The organism is Campylobacter suis (assembly GCF_905120475.1).
Lineage (GTDB): Bacteria > Campylobacterota > Campylobacteria > Campylobacterales > Campylobacteraceae > Campylobacter_A > Campylobacter_A suis.
In genome coordinates this window covers 35,252-53,057 of the sequence record NZ_CAJHOE010000001.1, presented here as the reverse complement: position 1 = coordinate 53,057, position 17,806 = coordinate 35,252, and the positions used below count along the sequence as shown (strand labels likewise).

17 protein-coding genes are annotated in these 17,806 nt (G+C 37.8%); all 17 read right to left on the bottom strand.

Translation table 11 applies throughout. The features are described 5' to 3' along the window. Positions 1-4: 4 nt before the first annotated feature. Positions 5-1,705 carry a flagellar basal-body MS-ring/collar protein FliF gene (gene fliF, locus LQV35_RS00280; protein ID WP_230055875.1) on the bottom strand — a complete coding sequence of 567 codons (1,701 nt, stop codon included), beginning with the start codon at positions 1,703-1,705 and terminating at the stop codon, positions 5-7. Between the two features lie 5 nt (positions 1,706-1,710). Next, on the bottom strand, positions 1,711-2,811 hold the full coding sequence (hisC, locus tag LQV35_RS00275) for a histidinol-phosphate transaminase (protein WP_230056713.1): 1,101 nt from the start codon (positions 2,809-2,811) through the stop codon (positions 1,711-1,713). Further along, the gene (gene pheA, locus LQV35_RS00270; protein ID WP_230055874.1) at positions 2,811-3,887 is read right to left on the bottom strand and encodes a prephenate dehydratase; all 1,077 of its coding nucleotides are present in this window, start codon (positions 3,885-3,887) and stop codon (positions 2,811-2,813) included. Before pheA ends, hisC begins: the two co-directional genes overlap by 1 nt. Next, entirely contained in the window at positions 3,884-5,086 is a 1,203-nt protein-coding gene (lysA, locus tag LQV35_RS00265) for a diaminopimelate decarboxylase (protein WP_230055873.1), read from the bottom strand. Before lysA ends, pheA begins: the two co-directional genes overlap by 4 nt. 55 nt (positions 5,087-5,141) lie before the next feature. Continuing rightward, a complete protein-coding gene (locus LQV35_RS00260) occupies positions 5,142-6,206 on the bottom strand; it encodes an LptF/LptG family permease (RefSeq protein WP_230055872.1) in 1,065 nt (354 codons plus the stop codon). Continuing rightward, positions 6,203-6,766 carry an aminoacyl-tRNA hydrolase gene (pth, locus tag LQV35_RS00255; RefSeq protein WP_230055871.1) on the bottom strand — a complete coding sequence of 188 codons (564 nt, stop codon included), beginning with the start codon at positions 6,764-6,766 and terminating at the stop codon, positions 6,203-6,205. The genes LQV35_RS00260 and pth overlap by 4 nt, the downstream gene beginning before the upstream one ends. Positions 6,767-6,778: 12 nt before the next feature. Next, a complete protein-coding gene (locus tag LQV35_RS00250; RefSeq protein ID WP_230055870.1) occupies positions 6,779-7,315 on the bottom strand; it encodes a 50S ribosomal protein L25/general stress protein Ctc in 537 nt (178 codons plus the stop codon). A gap of 67 nt (positions 7,316-7,382) precedes the next feature. Next, entirely contained in the window at positions 7,383-8,381 is a 999-nt protein-coding gene (locus tag LQV35_RS00245; protein WP_230055869.1) for a transaldolase, read from the bottom strand. A gap of 159 nt (positions 8,382-8,540) precedes the next feature. Then, on the bottom strand, positions 8,541-9,167 hold the full coding sequence (serB, locus tag LQV35_RS00240; protein WP_230055868.1) for a phosphoserine phosphatase SerB: 627 nt from the start codon (positions 9,165-9,167) through the stop codon (positions 8,541-8,543). A gap of 8 nt (positions 9,168-9,175) precedes the next feature. Further along, positions 9,176-9,676 (bottom strand): chemotaxis protein CheW, encoded by a 501-nt coding sequence (locus tag LQV35_RS00235; RefSeq protein WP_230055867.1) that lies wholly within the window; start codon positions 9,674-9,676, stop codon positions 9,176-9,178. Between the two features lie 11 nt (positions 9,677-9,687). Next, positions 9,688-12,012, bottom strand: coding sequence for a hybrid sensor histidine kinase/response regulator (locus LQV35_RS00230; protein WP_230055866.1), 2,325 nt, complete (start codon positions 12,010-12,012; stop codon positions 9,688-9,690). 8 nt (positions 12,013-12,020) lie between these two features. Continuing rightward, positions 12,021-12,974 (bottom strand): chemotaxis protein, encoded by a 954-nt coding sequence (locus LQV35_RS00225; RefSeq protein ID WP_230055865.1) that lies wholly within the window; start codon positions 12,972-12,974, stop codon positions 12,021-12,023. Beyond that, on the bottom strand, positions 12,974-13,717 hold the full coding sequence (locus LQV35_RS00220; RefSeq protein WP_230055864.1) for a UDP-2,3-diacylglucosamine diphosphatase: 744 nt from the start codon (positions 13,715-13,717) through the stop codon (positions 12,974-12,976). Before LQV35_RS00220 ends, LQV35_RS00225 begins: the two co-directional genes overlap by 1 nt. 55 nt (positions 13,718-13,772) lie before the next feature. Then, a complete protein-coding gene (gene greA, locus LQV35_RS00215) occupies positions 13,773-14,261 on the bottom strand; it encodes a transcription elongation factor GreA (RefSeq protein ID WP_230055863.1) in 489 nt (162 codons plus the stop codon). Then, complete coding sequence (lpxB, locus tag LQV35_RS00210; protein ID WP_230055862.1) at positions 14,262-15,296, bottom strand: lipid-A-disaccharide synthase; 1,035 nt, start codon at positions 15,294-15,296, stop codon at positions 14,262-14,264. Between the two features lie 73 nt (positions 15,297-15,369). After that, positions 15,370-16,230 (bottom strand): TIGR01777 family oxidoreductase, encoded by an 861-nt coding sequence (locus LQV35_RS00205; protein WP_230055861.1) that lies wholly within the window; start codon positions 16,228-16,230, stop codon positions 15,370-15,372. A 4-nt stretch (positions 16,231-16,234) separates the two neighbouring features. Beyond that, complete coding sequence (locus tag LQV35_RS00200) at positions 16,235-17,797, bottom strand: peptide MFS transporter (protein ID WP_230055860.1); 1,563 nt, start codon at positions 17,795-17,797, stop codon at positions 16,235-16,237. Between the last annotated feature and the right edge of the window lie 9 nt (positions 17,798-17,806).

The window sequence follows — 17,806 nt, the reverse complement described above, 5'->3', positions numbered from 1 at the left end:
GCTATTAGCTATCCTTACGCAAATTAAAATCCGAATCATTTCTAACTATATCTTGCAAAAGCTGTGCGATTTCCTCTCCACGCTCTTGGATGACACCCCTCATTTTTTCTATTAAAACTTCGTATTTTAGCTCATCTTCATCAAAGTCCCCACCTATACCAAGCTGCTCTTCAACCTTCTTGCGTGCGGCTTTAAATTTCTCCAAACTATCTTCATCATCTACCTCAAGCTCTTCAAGATCAACACCGAGCTCATCTTCCTCTTCTTTTTGCTCTTCAAGCATCTTTTGCATAAATGGTACAATAACTTTTTTGTAGAATAAAAATAGTAAAATTCCTGCAAAAATATATTTAAATATCGGCATAAACGGCATTATATAGGTTTGTAAAATACCATTTACCTTCTCAGTCGGAGTTGAGTTATCTGGACGCTTAAACTCAAAGTTATCAAGGCTAACCTCATCTCCCCTGGCTTCGTTATAGCCGATAGCTTGTTTGATTAAATTTTCTATCGAAGTTTTTTGCGCTTGCGTTAGAGCAACAAACTCAAGCTCACCAGTCGGATTTCCAGCTTCATCCTTTTTAGGCTGATAGCTTCCATCAACAACAACAGCCGCACTAACTCTTGAAATAGTGGCAAACTGCCCTTTGACATTAGTAATTTTCTTTGAAATTTCATAGTTTGTCTGCTGAGAGCTTTTGTTAAATTGCTCTACAAGCTTATTATCTCCAAGTCCTTCAACTGGACCTATATTGCTAACTGCACCAGGTACGCCGCCTATCTCATTTGGTGCACTGCCCTGGCGTTTTTCTTCAACATTGCTCTCACTTCTAACAACATTATTTGGATCATAAGTTTCGCTTTGGCTATCTTTTTTATCAAAGTCAAAGTCTATATTTACCTTAGCCACAACGCGATCCACACCACCAACAATAGGCGTTAAGACATTTACGATTTTTAGCTCATAGTTGTTTTCAAACTCGCGTTTATAGCGGATTTGCTGAGCTATAACCTCGCTGTCAAAACCACCATCATCTTCACCAAGCGCGATACCATCGCTACTAACTATCTTTACATTTTCGATATTTAGCTTCGTAACCGCAGCTGCGACTAAATTTTTAATACCAAAAATTTGCTTTGCATTTAAGCTAGTGCCTGGCTTTAACTCAACCACGATAGATGCTGTTGGCGGAGCTTGTCTTTCCGTAAAAACCGTCTCTTTTGGCATTGCAATGCGAACAGTTGCTTTATGTATAGGCGCTAGACTTTCTATCGTGCGCGCCAGCTCTCCCTCAAGCGCACGCTGGTATTTTACCCTTTGCTCTTCATCTGTAGTGCCAAAATTTTGTGTATCAAAAATTTCAAAGCCAACTTTGCTCTCTTTTGGAATTCCAAGTGTTGCAACAGCGATACGCTCTTTATATACATCGGCAGTCGGCACAAGTATAGTGCCTTCATTTGCAAGTTTGTAACTCACACCATCCTTGTTTAACTGATCTACAATAAGGGCTGAGTCGCTTGGGCTAATGTTTTCAAAAAGCACGCTATATCCAGCGTAGCTATCGCCTCTTGTGCCTCTAAATAATACTAAAAATACTAAAAATCCAACAACCACGACAATAGAACCAGCAATGACTGCTTTTTGCTTTAAAGAAAGCTTTTGATAAAGCTGTGCGATTTGTTGAAGTAAAGCTTTAAAATCCATCTATCTCACTTTAAAATTTCATCTAACTCTGCAAGAACTCTGTCGTTTTGAACTGCCGTTCCGATAGTTATGCGGATAGCATTTAGCCCGTAACTTTTCATATCTCTTAAAATTATACCCTTTTTGAGCAAATTTTGCACTATTTGACTTGCATTTTGCTCATTAAATTTTAAAATTATAAAATTTGTATAGCTTTTTATATATTCAAGACCATGAAATTTTGCAAATTCCTCATATCGCACCATCTGCTCAAAGTTACTCTTTATACCGTTTTGCACAAACTCATTATCACTAAGTGCCGTTATAGCGGCTGCAAGACTTAGGGTGGTTATATTAAACGGCGCTCTTAGTTTACCAAGCTCGTTTATAATCTCTTGGCTTGCGATACCATAACCAACACGCATACCACCAAGCCCATAAGCTTTAGAAAAAGTTCCTGTATAGATAGCGTTTTTAAAATTTTGCACGATAAACTCAGGCTCTATGCCCTTTTTTGCATCTTTAAATTTGGCGAATTCATTATACGCAGCGTCTATAACAACTAAGGTTTCATCTTTAACATAGCGTATAAACTCATAAACTTCGCTAGCATCAAGGCACTCGCCAAGCGGGTTATTTGGCACGCAAAGAAATATGACTGAAATTCTATCTTTATGTGTATCATAAATTTTTCTAAACTCTGCAAGATCATGCGTTTGTGAATTTGTCTTTATAACATTTGCGCCAACTTGTTTTGCATAAATTTCATACATTGCAAATGTCACGCCAGCCATTAAGACTGCACTATTTTCATTAGCTTTTGCATGCAGACAATACTCTAAAATTTGATCGCTTCCAGCTCCGATGATGATATTTTTTGAGCTGACATTAAATTTGTTTGCCAATGCGTCTTTTAGCTCAAAGTAGCTGTCATCAGGATAAAGGTGTGCATTTGTGGCTAGCTCTGTGATGCGTTTGGCAACAAGCGGACTAGTGCCAAATGGATTTTCGTTACTAGCTAGCTTTATAACATCTTGTGGCTTAATGCCGTATTCACGCACAACTAACTCAATAGGCTTACCCGCCTCGTAGTTGGTTAAATTTTCTAGATTTTTATTAAATTTCATCACTTATCTCCACTTAGATAACTTCCAAGCCAAGTGATCTCAGTACCCATCTCTTGGGCTATTTCAAAGACTGCTTGCACCTTTTCATCATCAATATGCCCATCAAAATCAAGATAAAAAACACTCTTAAACTCACGCTGTTTTATCGGACGGCTCTCAAGTTTTGTTATATTTATATTTTCATTTTTAAAGATTTGCAACAAATTTGCAAGCGCACCTGGCTGATGATCTGTTTTAGCTAATATCGAAGTTTTACAATACTCACTGCGTTGTGTTTTAAAGTCGCTTAATACAAAAAATCTAGTTCTATTTGCCATATTATCCTCAATGGTCTCATAAAGGATAGGGATATTATACATCTTAGCGGCAATTTTTGAACAAATAGCCCCCATGCTTGGCTCTTTTGAAGCCATCAATGCTGCCTCAGCAGTGGAGCGAGTCGGGATAAATGGGATATCTAAAAGCATATGATCTTCAAGAAATTTACGGCACTGATTATAGCCTTGCGGATGAGAATAAATCCCCTTTATATCGCTTAGCCTATCCGAAATGCTCGCAAAACTATGGTGAATATCTTGGTAAATTTCAGCCACTATCTTAACATTTTCAAATTTTGGCAGACAATCAAGCGTCGCTCCGACCGCTCCTTCAGTGTTATTTTCAATCGGCACAACACCATATTTTGCCTCTTTTTGTGCTAACTTTGTAAAAACTGCATCTATGCTAGCAAGTGGCACATACTCACTCATGGCACCAAATCTGCTCTCAGCAGCCTGATGCGTATAAGTACCTTCAGGTCCCAGATAAGCTATCTTTTGGGGACACTCTAAATTTCTACTTACGGCAAAAATTTCAAGATATATCGCCTCGATAGCTGCTTTATTTAGTGTACCTTTTTTATAATCAACCAAGCGCTCGATTATCGCGCGCTCACGCTCTGGACGATATATCGCTGTTCCACTACTTTGCTTTAGCTCACCAATCTTTTTAACAAATTCCATCCGTTCGTTAAGCTTTGTTAGAATTTCATCATCAATAGCGTCTATATGCTTTCTAAGTTCGTTTAATGAGTTCATTTCATAAATTCCAACTCAAGCGCGACAACATCTTCAAAGCTCTCACGCTTTCTTATAAGCCTATGCTCGCCGCCACTTACTGCAACCTCTGCTGCTCGACCTCTTGTATTATAGTTGCCGCTCATCGCAAAACCATAGGCACCTACGCTTTTTACAACGATAATATCTCCACTTTCGCAAGCTGGCAACATAACATTTTTAGCCAAAAAGTCACCACTCTCACATATAGGACCAACTATATCGCAAGAGCTTTCGTCTTTACTTTTTCCAACCAGTTCAACACCATGAAAAGCCTCATAAAGGCTCGGGCGAATAAGATCATTCATCGCCGCATCAACCATAACAAAGCGTTTTTGCTTGTTAAATTTCTCATATAAAACAGAAGTTAAAAGCACTCCAGCATTTGCAACGATAAAGCGCCCAGGCTCGCACACAACAGTAACATCAAGTCCGTTTAGCTTAGATAAAATTCCCTGTGCATAGTCATAAGTATCAATCTCTTTTTCATTATCATAAATAACCCCTATACCACCACCAACATCAAAGAATTTGATATCTATCTCAATGGCTTTTAACTCTCTTACAAACTCAGCTAAAATTCCAGCCGCCTCGATTATCGGAGAGAGCTCAGTTATCTGTGAGCCGATGTGAAAATGTACACCAACTGGATCAAGATATTCGGAGTTTTTGGCATAGATATACATTTTCTTTCCTGTATTTATATCAACGCCAAATTTATTTTCATTTAGACCCGTGGATATGTACGGATGAGTTTTTGCATCAACATCTGGATTTATACGAATGCTAATTCTAGCTTTTTTACCAAGATCTTTAGCTATTATCTCAAGGCGCTTCATCTCGGCTTCACTCTCAAGATTTATCATCAAAATATCACTCTCAAGAGCATCTTTTAACTCATCATCACGCTTACCAACGCCACTAAAAATAATCTGATATTTATTTGCTCCAGCCAAAAGCGCACGCTTTACTTCGCCTATGCTCACACAATCAAATCCAGCACCCAAATTTGCAAGGTGCTTTAAAACACTAAGATTTGAGTTTGCTTTGACAGCGTAGCATATTAGCGATTTTCTAGCATTAAATGCGTTTTTTAGTGTTAAATAGCGAGTTTGTATATAATCAAAGTCATAAACATAAAGAGGAGTTTTATAAGTCTGTGCTAAATTTTTGTAATCCATCAAAAACCTTTGTCGTAAATTCAAGGATTTTACAAAAAAAATGCCAAAATTTGGCTTAATAATGCCTTTTTACAAGATATATTGCGTATAAAATCAGCAAAACAACAGGAGCAAGTATCCCAATTTCTGGAAGCACTGTCCCGCTTTGTGAAAATTTTACTAGCACAAAAAGTACACCCCATGCTACAAGCGCTATCAAAACAAAGATAAAGCTAGCTAATGCAAGGTTAAAAAATCTACCAGCGACAGGAAGTTTATAGTAAAAAATCATCATCAAAAAAGGTGCAAAAAACGGAAATATTGCAAGGTTGTAAAATGCCGTTTTTGCCGTATTTATCTCGACATCCTCGTCTTTAAATGTAAAGATAAAATCAAGTGTATCAGGGATATTGAGCGTGCTTGCTTGCTCGGCATTTGCACTTTGTATACTCTTTGGTTTAAACCCTTTTAAGCCATCAATCTGACTTAAATTTTGTATATCCAAACCCTTTGCGCCCAGCTCAAGTAAGCTAGGAATTTTTGTTAAATTTACATCCTTTAACTGCCAAGCCCCATCTTTAAATTTAGCACTTTTTGCAAAAGCACTAAGCTTTAAATCAGTTTCGTTTAGATCGAAAATATCTATATTTAAAGCTTCATTTGTGATTGAATTTAGCTCTTTGATGTAGATAAATTTACCCTCAAATTTTATAAATGTATCCGTTGTACTTTTTGTAAAACTTGAATTTTTTGCTATGTTTTTTTGGTAATCATACGCATAAGCAAAAGATGTACAGTTTAGCCCGACATAAAACAAAGTGATAAAGAGCGCTATGAAAAACTGCGGAAAGATGACTGAGTTTTTGCTAACACCGAGCGCATAAAGGCTAACAAGCTCATTTGAGCGAACCATATTTATATGTGTGATAATGATTGCAAAAACAAGCGAAATAGGAAGCACATAAGATACAGCCGTAAGCGATGTAAGACCTACATAAAGCAGTTGTAAATTTGCCGATCTTGGCAAGTCCTTTAAATTTGTAAGCAAATCAATACCAACATAAAAAAGCTCAAGCGCTAAGAAAATAATCAAAAATGCTTTAAAATACTCCCAAGCAACATAACGAGCATAAAGTCTCACGAAATGCCCTTGCGTGAAAATTTTTGGTTGATAGTTTTTATATCAGAGTCTACAAGCTCTAAAACTGCGTTTTTTGCGACTTGCAAAAGCTCATTCAGCCCTGGTTTTTCATCTTCACTAAAGTCGCTAAGGACGAAATTTGCTGTTGATTCACCCGCAAATTTACTCCGTCCAACCCCTAGTCTAACGCGCTCATACTCAGCTCCCATTAAACCATCGATAGACTTTAAACCGTTATGTCCACCACTGCTTCCGCCCTTTTTAAATCTCATAGCACCAAAAGACAAATCAACATCATCGTGTATAACAACAATACGCTCAGGCTTATAAAAGTCACTTACAGCTTTTACACTGTTACCCGAGAGATTCATGTAAGTTTGTGGTTTTAAAAGTAAAATTTTACCAACTTTAAAAAGCTCACCTTGAAATTTAGCCGAGCTTACATCATGTGCATTGTTTGCATAGTAAGCTAAAAGCTCATCTATGAGCATAAAGCCGATATTGTGGCGTGTATTTTTGTATTCAGAAGTGGGGTTTCCAAGCCCCACAATAAGTATCATTTAAAAGCCTGATTACTTAGCTTTGATAACACCAAGAACTGCTATTCTATCGGCATCAACGATAGTTACGCCAGCTGGAGTTGGGATGTCGCGAACCAAGATGGTGTCGTCTATACCAAGCTTGCTAACATCTAGCTCAAACGCATTTGGTAAATTCTCAGCCGTGCATTTTACCGCTAGACGACGCTTAGATTGGATCAAAACACCTTTATTTTTAAGACCGATAGGCGTACCCACTGGCTTAACTGGGATCATGTATTTTGACACAACACCCGGAAGTGCAACTTTAAGATCAACATGCTTTAGATCGTTTGTAACAACATCTCTTTGATAATCAACTATAACGACATTATAGACCTTTTCGCCAACTTTTACATCAAACGCAAGGGTCTGCTTTTTGCGTACCTCTTTTATAAAGTCATTTACTTTAAATGCTGCAGCAACATTCTCTAATCCCTTACCATAAATGTTTGCGATTAGATAACCATCTCTTCTCAAAGCCTTTGCAGACTTCTTACCGATACTCTCTCTAACGATACCTTCTAACATCGTTTTCCTTTCGTAAAAAATAAACGCCGATTATACTGAAAATTTTATAAATTTAAGCTAAATTTCATCATTTAAGCGAAGCTAAAATTTCATCAAATGCGACAACAAAAGCCTTAAGTCCGTCATTTAAAAGCTCTTTATATACAACCTGCATATCTATGCCCGCATTTTTTACTACACCAAAAAATGCTTCGACATTTTCTTTTGAGCTTGGGGTTTTTAAACTTGCTTCGTGTTTTATGAACTCAGTTATAGTATCAAGTGGAGCCGTATTTATCGAATTTTCAAACATAAGCTCACGAACATAATGATCCGCCCTAAGCTCGCCACCTTTAACCCCAGTGCTTGCAAAAAGAGCACGAACATTTGGCAAATTTTCATCTTTAATAATGTGATAAATTTTAGTAGCATTCATGATACCAATCTGTGCCGTTGGTAAATTTTTCTCAGCCATTTTTATATCCAAAAGTCTATCAAAACGGCTTACAAATATGCTTATAACGCCTTTTGGCAAAGGGGTATGTGGATAGCGTTTAGCATAAATTTCAGCCCCTTCTTTAAACGCATCAAGGCAACCTTGGGCTTGCTCTGGTGAAAATATAAGAGTTGCATTTACACTTATGCCCTCAGCCATCAAGGCACTCATAGCTGCAAAACCTTCCTTTGTGGCAGGTATTTTTATCATCACATTTGGCATTTTAATAGAGTTATAAAGCCTAATACCTTCGGCGATACTAGCCTGAGCATCACTAGATAAATTTGGATCAACCTCGATACTAATGTATCCATCATCGTCATTTGCAAAATTTCTAAGCATAGCGCATGCCGCCATCTTTATATCTTGCGTGGCAAGAAGTTCATAAATATCCTTAGGATGCCTTCTAGTGGCACTTTGTATGCTGCTAGAATATGCTTTACCTGAGCTAAATGCACTTTTAAAGATCGCTGGGTTACTAGTCGCTCCATTTATAATGCCCTTTTTAAGCATATCTTTAAGCCCCGTATCAACAAACTCTCGCTCTATAAAATCGCACCAAAGTGAAAATTTTGCTTCGTTATTATACATTTTTCCATCCGTTAAAGTGATTTTTTATAGGATACAATTTTAAAGTTTAATATGCTATAAATTTAATAGTTTTATATAAAAACCTTAACGAATTTATCGATATTTTTTGAAATTTAGTTTTTGAGACTATAAGTAAAATTTGTGATTTTAAAATTTTATTTATTTTAAAATTTTTAAAACTTCCCTTAAGTCTTTTTTATCAACGCAGTGTGTGGCGTTTTGGCGCAAAATTTCTTTTGCACAAAAAGCTACACTCACGCCAGAGCGCACAAACATCGAGATATCGTTTGCTCCGTCTCCAACGCACATAGTTTCATCTTTGCTAACATTTAAAATTTTTTGCAAACGCTCAAGCATTTCACCTTTTGAGTTAGAAAACATCATCTCTCCGCCCACAAGACCAGTTAAAGCTCCATCTTTTTGGTGCAAAATATTTGCAAAATTTGCATCATAGCCTATCTTTTCTTGCATAATGTCTGTTGCTAGATGAAAGCCTCCGCTAAATACTATAACTTTTATACCACGCTCTTTAAGCCCGACAATTAGCTCTTTTGCTCCATTCATTGGAGGCAGATTTTTGCAAACCTTAAGGGCTTTTTCATGGCTCATGCCCTTAAGCAAAGAAACTCTTTTGCTAAGACTTTCAAAAAAATCAAGCTTGCCAGCCATAGCAAGTTCAGTTATCTTTTTTACATCATCTCCAACACCAAAAGAGGCGGCGAGCTCATCTATGGTCTCGCCGTCCATTAGCGTAGAATCAAAGTCAAAAATACAAAGCTTTATCAAAATTTAGCCTAAAAATCACGCTTTAGCAAGCTTTCAACTTTAAGTATCGTAAGGATATTTTGATCGCGCTTTCCGATACCATAGATCATGCCTTTTTCCTTAACCAAAGTCTCTGGCGGCGGATCAATCCTGTTGCGATTTATACGAATAGCCTCAGTAAGTCTATCTATAACAAAGCCTGCGATATTTTCTTCATCTTTCATAACGATATAGCGTGTGCTTGGTGTTTGCTTACCAGCATTAATAGAAAAACGCTTTCTAAGATCTATAAGTGGTATAACCGTTCCACGAAGGTTAAACACACCAAGAACATACTCAGGAACGCTTGGAACACGGGTAAATTCTATGGGCTTTATAATCTCTTTTATGTTTAAAATAGGTATCGCATACTCCTCTTCACCGACCACAAAGCCTACAAGTTGGATTATATCATCGTTATTTCCAACTGTTCCATCGTTTCCTATTTGTGCTTGCTGTTTCTGTAAGACTTCATTTAATTTATTACTCATATCTTACTCCCTCATGGTAACTTAATATTTTTTCTAACGACATTTTCAAGATACTCTGATGAGTATGGCTTGGTAATGTACTCAGTCATACCGACCTCAACGCCACGCAGTCTATCCGTCTTAGATGTCCTTGATGTAACGGCGATGAGTGGAAGAGTGCGATATTTAGAGTATTTACGAATTTCGCCAGCAAGAGTGTATCCGTCCATGCGTGGCATCTCAATATCAATAAGTATCGCATCAAAAGCGTGTTCGCCAGACTTTATAACAGCCAGTGCCTCAACACCATTTGTAGCTTCGATCACAGTTACGCCAGTTGGCTCAAGTGACTTTTGCATAATAGTTCTGTCCATCTTTGAGTCATCTACTATCAAGACTTTATAATCACTTGGCTTCTCTTTTACATTTTTAGTCTCATCCATCTCAGCACGAATATCTACCTTAATATCCTTTGCCATCTCCATCATCGCACCAACATCAATAATAAGAGTAACACGACCATCACCCCTTATCGTAGCACCTGCTATACCAGGGATGTTTTGCAAATAATCGCCCATAGACTTAATAACAACCTCTTCTTGACCAACCAGAGTATCAACTATGATACCAAGTTTTGCTTCTGCAACACCAATGATGACAACATAGGTATGATCTCCGCCATCAAACACCTTCTTAACTCCAAAAACATCAGAGAGGCGAACAAGAGAAAGCACTTCATCTCGTAGGCGAAGAACATTTTTGCCATCGATTGTATAAATATCGTCAATAGGCACACGAACAGTCTCAAGAACACTTGCAAGTGGAATAGCATAAAATTCCTCTTGTGTTCCAACAAGCAATGACTGAATAATAGCAAGTGTGAGTGGAATTTTGAGCTTCATTACAGTACCCTTGCCCACTTCGCTCTCTATATCTATAATGCCATTTAATTTTTCAATATTTGTCTTAACAACATCCATACCAACGCCGCGTCCACTTACATTTGTAACCTTTGCAGCCGTTGAAAAGCCTGGCTTAAATATAAGACTAAATGCCTCTTTATCGCTCATCGCATCGGCTTCACGCTCAGTTATGATGCCTTTTTCTATTGATTTCATCTTAAGCATTGCAGCATCAAGACCCTTACCATCATCAACGATCTCAATAACGATATGATTACCCTCGTTGTACGCTTTAAGCTCAACAGTACCTTTTTCAGGCTTGCCAGCAAGCTTTCTTGTCTCTGGATCTTCTATACCATGATCGCATGAATTTCTAATAATATGTACTAGAGGATCACCTATCTCTTCAACGATTGACTTATCAAGCTCTGTTTCTTCACCAGAAATTTCAAGGTCTATTTGCTTACCAAGTTCACGACTAAGATCTCGTATCATACGCGGAAATTTGTTAAATACCTTTGCGACTGGAAGCATTCTTGTTTTCATAACTGCAAGCTGAATGTCAGTAGTAACAAGGCTTAGGCTAGAGACTACTTGGTTAAGCTCCTCAAGGAATTTCTCCCCCTCATATCTCTCTTCAACATCATCATAAATTTTAAGCAAGCGGTTTTTGCCAAGTACAAGCTCGCCGATAAGATTCATCAAGTGATCAAGTCTTTTAACCTCAACACGGATAGTCTGCTCTTGAGCTACTGCACCACTTTGCGCTGGGACTTTCTTATCACCATCTTCCTCTTTTTTAGGGGCAGTGGCTGGCTTTGCAGCTGGTGCTGGGGTTGCTGGTTTTGCAGCTGCTGGAGTGGCGGCAGAAGCTGCATTTTTACTAGCACGGCGTGCCTGATCTTCAGCTTTTCTAACTTTTAACAAACGCTCTATCTCAGCCTCAACCTCATCATCACTTAGTTTTGATAAATTTTCATCACTAATCTCAGGCTCTGGCTCAGCAACGACCTCTGGCTCAGGCTCTGGCGATGGTGCAGCTGGCGCGGTAGCTGGAACCGCATCACCCTCAGAGATAGCCGTTAATCTTTCGCAGATATCTTGTATCTGTATGCCAACATCGCGGTCATTTCCATGATCCCTAATGCCATGCAAAAGTCCCTTCATCATATCTACCGACTCAAGAACGACATCCATAACATCTGGTGTCATTTTAAGCTCATCTTTTCTAGCCTTATTTAAGACATCTTCCATGTGATGAGTAAGCTTTGTAAGGACATCAAAATTTAAAAAGCTAGAACTTCCTTTTACAGTGTGTGCGACACGGAAAATTCTATTTAAAAGATCTAAATCCTCAGGGTTTGCTTCAAGCTCAACAAGGTCATGGTCGATTTGTTCAATTAGTTCGAAAGCTTCTACTAAGAAGTCTTCCATTATCTCTTTCATATCATCCATGTTTCACCTCATTTTGCAGAATTTGAGTGTGCTTCAATAACTTTTAGCACCTCTTGATAAAATATACTTGCATCAAATTTTGTAAGATATGCCGCACCGCCAGCCTCTTTACTCTTACCTTCGCTAAATTCGTTGCTTAGCGATGAGTTAAAGACGATCGGAATATCCTTAAATCTCTCATCATTTTTCATAATCGACGCAAAGTGATAACCATCCATCTGTGGCATCTCTATATCGCTTAATATGACGCGAATCTCTTTTGAGATGTTATCGCCCAGCCTATCATAAAGCTCGTTCATTCTCTCTACACCCTCAACACCATTCTTGGCTTCAGTTACCGTTAGACCCATCTTCTCAAGCGCGTCTTTTACGAGCTTTCTAGCCGTTGAGCTATCATCAAGAACCACAGCTAAGCCCTTTAGTTTTTTACTATCATCGATATTTACATCTATCTTTGGAGAGTAAATTCCAAGCTCCTCAACAATGCTTTCAAGGTCAAGGATAAGCAAAACTTCATCATTTTCTATACGAGTTACACCTGTTATCTTGCCTTTATCAAGAGTGCCAGCACCAGAAGCAAAATTTGCTGGCTCTATATCTTTCCAGCTGATACGACGAATTCTCTTTGCCTCATGCACGATAAAGCCTATTAAGATCCCGCTAAACTCAGCGATAATGACTCGTGGTTTTATCGTTACTTCATTGGTTGGCTCAGCGATATTCATCCAACGAGCAAGGTTTATAACTGGTATAACCACGCCACGAAGGTCAAAAATTCCCTCAATATATGCAGGAACGCCTGGCAACTCAGTTAAATTTGGCATCTTGATGATCTCTCGTACCTTTGCGACATTTACGCCGTATATGCCCTCATATACTTTGTTTTCGCTCTTTTTAAAGATACGAAAATCGACAAGTTCCATCTCGTTTGAGCCCGTTTTTAATACATTGTCCCCAAACATCAATGTCCTTTCAAATTTTTTCTTTCAAATTTTATACTTTGATTTTGGTATTTTACTACAAAATAACTTTGCTCGCACGCAAAAACTGGGAGATTTACATAAATTTTTTCATCAATATTAAAAATTTGCCCTTGATGATAGTGTCCCTCTATCACAATATCTGCATTATAATAGCGAATTTTAGGCGTTATAAAGGCTTTAAAATTTGGTATTTTGTAGTCTAGTTTTTTTAGTGTAAGTTTTTGTAAAATAGCATTTGAAATTTTAAAATTTAGCAAAATATCTATAAAATTCATAAATCTTAAAAACCACTCAAGGCGCAAAAACAAAAGCGCGTATTTGCTAACAAACGGCAAAAAGTTATCACCGTGCGCTATCTCTACGCTCTTGCCGTTAGATGTTAGAAATTTTACTGGCTGAGCTTGTATGGGGTAAATTTTGGCATTTTTAAAAAGTTTGCCAATAACGAAGTCATGATTTCCCTCGATATAAAAAAGCTCTGTTTTTTGTGAAATTTTGTCTATAAGCTCGATATGTTTTTCATAAAACTGACAAGTGCCAACTGAATGTGCCGTTAAAAAGTCAAACATATCGCCTATCAAAAATAGCTGTTTAGAGTAAATTTCGCCACTATCAAAAGCTTGTAAAAAGCGCAAAAAGCCATCGCGATTAGCGTTTTCATGTGCATCTGAGATAAATATCGCACCATCTTGTATGACTGGCATTTGAGTAAAATTTTGCATCAAATGCTAGCCACACATAAAACAAAAACGCTAAAAACAGGCACTGTCATCACATTTAGCCTTTAAAATTTATAGGCTTATAACAAACTGAAACTATCTCAACATCACTCCTGCCTTTTGGCAAATTTAGCGTAACTTCATCGCCTTGAGCTTTGCCAATTAGCTGGCGTGCAAGTGGTGAGCTTATGGATATAAGCCCTTTTTCTAGGTCACTTTCACTTACACCAACTATCGTATATGTGTGTTCTAGCTCGGTTTCAACATCCATTATCGTTACATTTGAACCAAAGCGCACTTTATCATGCTCGTATGCACTAGGATCGATAACTTCGGCATTTGCAAGCAGTGCCGATAGCTCTGATATGCGTGCATCGATAAAGGCTTGCTTCTCTTTTGCTGCATGATACTCGGCATTTTCTTTTAAGTCGCCATAACTTCTTGCCACATCTATCTCAGTGACTATTTGCGGGCGCTGAACAAGTTTTAGATCTTTTAGTTCTGCTTCTATTTTTTCATATCCGTAGATGGTCATTGGTTCGCTCATTTATTCTCCTTTTATCATTTTTGCAACATTTTGGCTAGAGCCGTGCTTTAGGTAGTTTCTAAGCTCTTTACAGCCTTCTAAAAATAGGCTTTTATCACACTCTTCATAGGCTTTTAACAAATTTTGCACCGTTACTTGCTCTTGTATGAGCTCAGCATGAAGTGCTCGTTTTCCAATAAAATCAAATATAATATTTGCAAGCCCAGCGTAGCGTACTTTTACTAACTTTCTAGCAAGCCAAACATCAATAGCCTTCGCTTTAAAACAAAGCACAAATGGCGTACCGATAAGTGCCGCCTCAAGCGTAGCAGTGCCAGAGCAAATAAAGGCAAATTCACTCTTTAAAAGTGTATTTGGTGTATCATACGAAATTTCAAAACTACTCACATCACCATAAAACTCATCTATCTTATCTTTTAGATGAGGAGGAACAACTAACACTTTTTGCCCTGAAATTTTGCTTGCAATCTCACGATAAATAGGCATAAGCCTTGTTATCTCAGACCTTCTAGAGCCTGGTAAAAAGGCTATTACGCCACTATTTTCAAGGCTAGTCTTTTGAAATTTTAGTTCATCAAGCAAAGGATGTCCTACATAACTTGCACGAGTATAAAATTTCTCATCAAATGGCAATATAGATGCCAAGTTATCACAATAATTCTCAACTATCTCCACTCTTTTTGGCTTCCAAGCCCAAACTTGAGGCAAAATGTAGTATGTTATAGGTGTTTTTATCCCAGCTTTTTTTATAGCTTTTGCTAACGGCAAATTAAAAGCTGGACTATCAACCAGCAAGACAGCATCGCACTCTCTAGCAAGTTCGACCATCTTTTTTATCGCACGCTTTGCCTTTAAAACTAGCGGTAAAACTTCAACAAACCCCATCGCAGAAAACTCACTGCTTTTCATAAAAGGCTTGCCAAATTTTTCATCAAATATGCCAGCTAGCTCGCACTCTCCAAGATGAGATAAAACCTCAGCAAAGTGCAAATTTGCAGATGCTTCAAGACAAGAGATTAAAATTTTTTTACTCATTTTTATCCAAATTTTTATTTGATTATATAAAATTTTAGCTAAAATATATAAATTTTACCCAACGAAACAAAAACTAAGCCAATATTTCATCTAGCGCGCTCTTAAGCCCAGTGTGCTTAAACTCAAATCCCTGCTCTAGCAAATTTTTAGGCACAGCACTTGCGCCCTCAAGTAAAATTTGCGCTCCCTCTGAAAAAGCAAGCTTTAAAACAAACTCAGGCACACGAAAAACAGCAGGTCTTTTAAGCTTTTTAGCAAGTACTTTCGTAAAGCTCTCGTTTGTAGCAAACTCAGATGCTGTAATGTTAAAAACGCCAGAAATTTCACGGCTTAAAACAAACTCATATGCTCTTAAAACATCACTCATGCTAACCCACGCAAACGCTTGCTTGCCGCTACCTAAAACCCCTCCAAGACCAAGGCGAAAAACGGGAAGCATTTTTGCAAGTGCACCGCCATTTCCAAGCACCACACCAAGGCGAAATATCGCAGTTTTTACCCCAAACTCGCCCGCTTTTTGTGCCTCGCTCTCCCACTCACGCGCAAGCTCTCCTAAAAATCCCTCGTCAAACTCACAGCTTTTCTCATCGCAAACCAAACCACTTTTATATATCCCAACGGCAGAAGTAGAGATGAAAATTTTTGGTAAAGCTTGGTTTTGCTTAGACATTAGCTCAAAGACTCTCACCAAATTTCTTGTCGTATCAATACGGCTTTGGCGCAAGATTTGCTTATAACCTTTACTCCATCTTTTTGATATGCTAGCACCAGCTAAATTTATCACAGCGTCTGTGCCAGATAATACCTTTGATAGCGCATTTACATCGGAGTAAATTTCACGCCCTATTTTTACAACTTCATGATTATTGGCGGATAAAAATTTAAAAAGCTCACTACCAACAAAACCACTTACGCCATTAATCGCTATCTTCATCTTATCACCCTTTATCACTAAATTTAATACAAGAAAGCCCAAACAAAAGAGCTCCAGCCATCAAGCACAATATAAAAAATATCATAAAAAAATCACTTAGATTTATAATCTGAAAGCCTAAAATTTCTGGAAATTTCACTGGCAATGCGTTTTTAACTAAAATTTCTATCACATCTTGGCTTGCACCGTTTGATAAAACATCACTTAGATTAATGCCTAAATTTTGCGCTTTTACAAACTTATCGGCAGTAGGTGGAAGTAGCGTAGCTAGTGTACCAGAAAGTGCGTACCCAGCAGCAATAGCAAGATAAAACACGCCAAATATAAGACCTAAAAAGCGCCTTGGAGCACTTTTTGCCACAAGTGAAAATCCAATCGGTAAAACCATCATCTCAGCGCAAGTTTGGATAAAATAAAGCCCAACAAAAAGCCAGATACTAATACTCTGAGAACCTAAATTTAAAACATTTTGTGCTATAAAAAGATAACCAAAGGCAAGCAAAAGAAGTCCGTAAGATTGAATTTTAAGGTTATTTAAAGCGATATTTTTACGATCTAAATACTGCCATAAAAGCGAAAACGGCACTGATAAAATGATAACAAAAAATGGATTAAACATCGATACCATAGATGCTGGCATCTCATAATTTAAAATTTTTCTATTCATTTGGTTGTTTGCTATAAATGTTAAAGATGTGCCAGTTTGTTCAAAAGTAGCGAGAAAAAATACGATAAAAAATGAGCTGATAAAGATACGCAAAACGGCATTTTTCTCATCTTTTTTAAGAGATTTTTCTAAAAACACATAACACATCAAAGCAACGCCAAGTGCGTAAATAACTGGATAAAATGCACTTTTTATAAACCCACTTCCACCAAAAGAGCTAGTGAGCGCAAAAACGACTGAAAAAACGAGCAAACAAAGCCAAAGTGCATTTAAATTTAGACTAAAATAGTGTTTACTTTTTACATTTTCACCTTCACTAGGTTTTGCGATAAAAATATAAAAACCTAAACCAAAACTCATAACTATAAAAGTCGCTGCAAACCCCCACTTAAACGCACTTATATCACGCACACCATCACTTAGGCTATCTCCAAAAAACGGCACTAGAAAGCTACCTAGCAAAACGCCAAGGTTTAAGAAAAAATAATAATTTGAAAAAATGGCATCAATACTTGAGCCTCTAGGTGCACGAAGGCTTAAAAGTGCTGTTATGCTGGGCTTAAAAAAGCCATTACCAAGACTTGTTAGTATTGCTCCTAAAATAGCCATATCACGGCTAAAAACCCCGCTTGCGCTCGCAAAAAAAGCAAGTTGTGAAAGTGCGAGCATTAAAGCCCCAATAACGATACTTTTATGATAACCCAACTTTTTATCTGCCAATACGCCACCAGCAATAGGCACCAAGTAGCTAAAGGCTAAAAATGCACCGTAATAAAGAGCCGCATCAACTTCGCTAAGACCCAAAAAATGCACCAAAAAAAGTGAAAATATCGCCCTAAGCCCATAAAATGTAAATTTCTCCCACATCTCAGTGGCAAAAAGCGTCCATATCTGCCCCATTAAGCCCTC

What these genes read in the sequence shown, in the direction of transcription:
- fliF (WP_230055875.1), bottom strand. Translation starts at nt 1,705, where the DNA reads ATGGATTTTAAAGCTTTACTTCAACAAATCGCACAGCTTTATCAAAAG.
- hisC (WP_230056713.1), bottom strand. Translation starts at nt 2,811, where the DNA reads ATGAAATTTAATAAAAATCTAGAAAATTTAACCAACTACGAGGCGGGT.
- pheA (WP_230055874.1), bottom strand. Translation starts at nt 3,887, where the DNA reads ATGAACTCATTAAACGAACTTAGAAAGCATATAGACGCTATTGATGAT.
- lysA (WP_230055873.1), bottom strand. Translation starts at nt 5,086, where the DNA reads ATGGATTACAAAAATTTAGCACAGACTTATAAAACTCCTCTTTATGTT.
- pth (WP_230055871.1), bottom strand. Translation starts at nt 6,766, where the DNA reads ATGATACTTATTGTGGGGCTTGGAAACCCCACTTCTGAATACAAAAAT.
- LQV35_RS00250 (WP_230055870.1), bottom strand. Translation starts at nt 7,315, where the DNA reads ATGTTAGAAGGTATCGTTAGAGAGAGTATCGGTAAGAAGTCTGCAAAG.
- LQV35_RS00245 (WP_230055869.1), bottom strand. Translation starts at nt 8,381, where the DNA reads ATGTATAATAACGAAGCAAAATTTTCACTTTGGTGCGATTTTATAGAG.
- LQV35_RS00235 (WP_230055867.1), bottom strand. Translation starts at nt 9,676, where the DNA reads ATGAGTAATAAATTAAATGAAGTCTTACAGAAACAGCAAGCACAAATA.
- LQV35_RS00230 (WP_230055866.1), bottom strand. Translation starts at nt 12,012, where the DNA reads ATGGATGATATGAAAGAGATAATGGAAGACTTCTTAGTAGAAGCTTTC.
- LQV35_RS00225 (WP_230055865.1), bottom strand. Translation starts at nt 12,974, where the DNA reads ATGTTTGGGGACAATGTATTAAAAACGGGCTCAAACGAGATGGAACTT.
- LQV35_RS00220 (WP_230055864.1), bottom strand. Translation starts at nt 13,717, where the DNA reads ATGCAAAATTTTACTCAAATGCCAGTCATACAAGATGGTGCGATATTT.
- greA (WP_230055863.1), bottom strand. Translation starts at nt 14,261, where the DNA reads ATGAGCGAACCAATGACCATCTACGGATATGAAAAAATAGAAGCAGAA.
- lpxB (WP_230055862.1), bottom strand. Translation starts at nt 15,296, where the DNA reads ATGAGTAAAAAAATTTTAATCTCTTGTCTTGAAGCATCTGCAAATTTG.
- LQV35_RS00205 (WP_230055861.1), bottom strand. Translation starts at nt 16,230, where the DNA reads ATGAAGATAGCGATTAATGGCGTAAGTGGTTTTGTTGGTAGTGAGCTT.
- LQV35_RS00200 (WP_230055860.1), bottom strand. Translation starts at nt 17,797, where the DNA reads ATGGGGCAGATATGGACGCTTTTTGCCACTGAGATGTGGGAGAAATTT.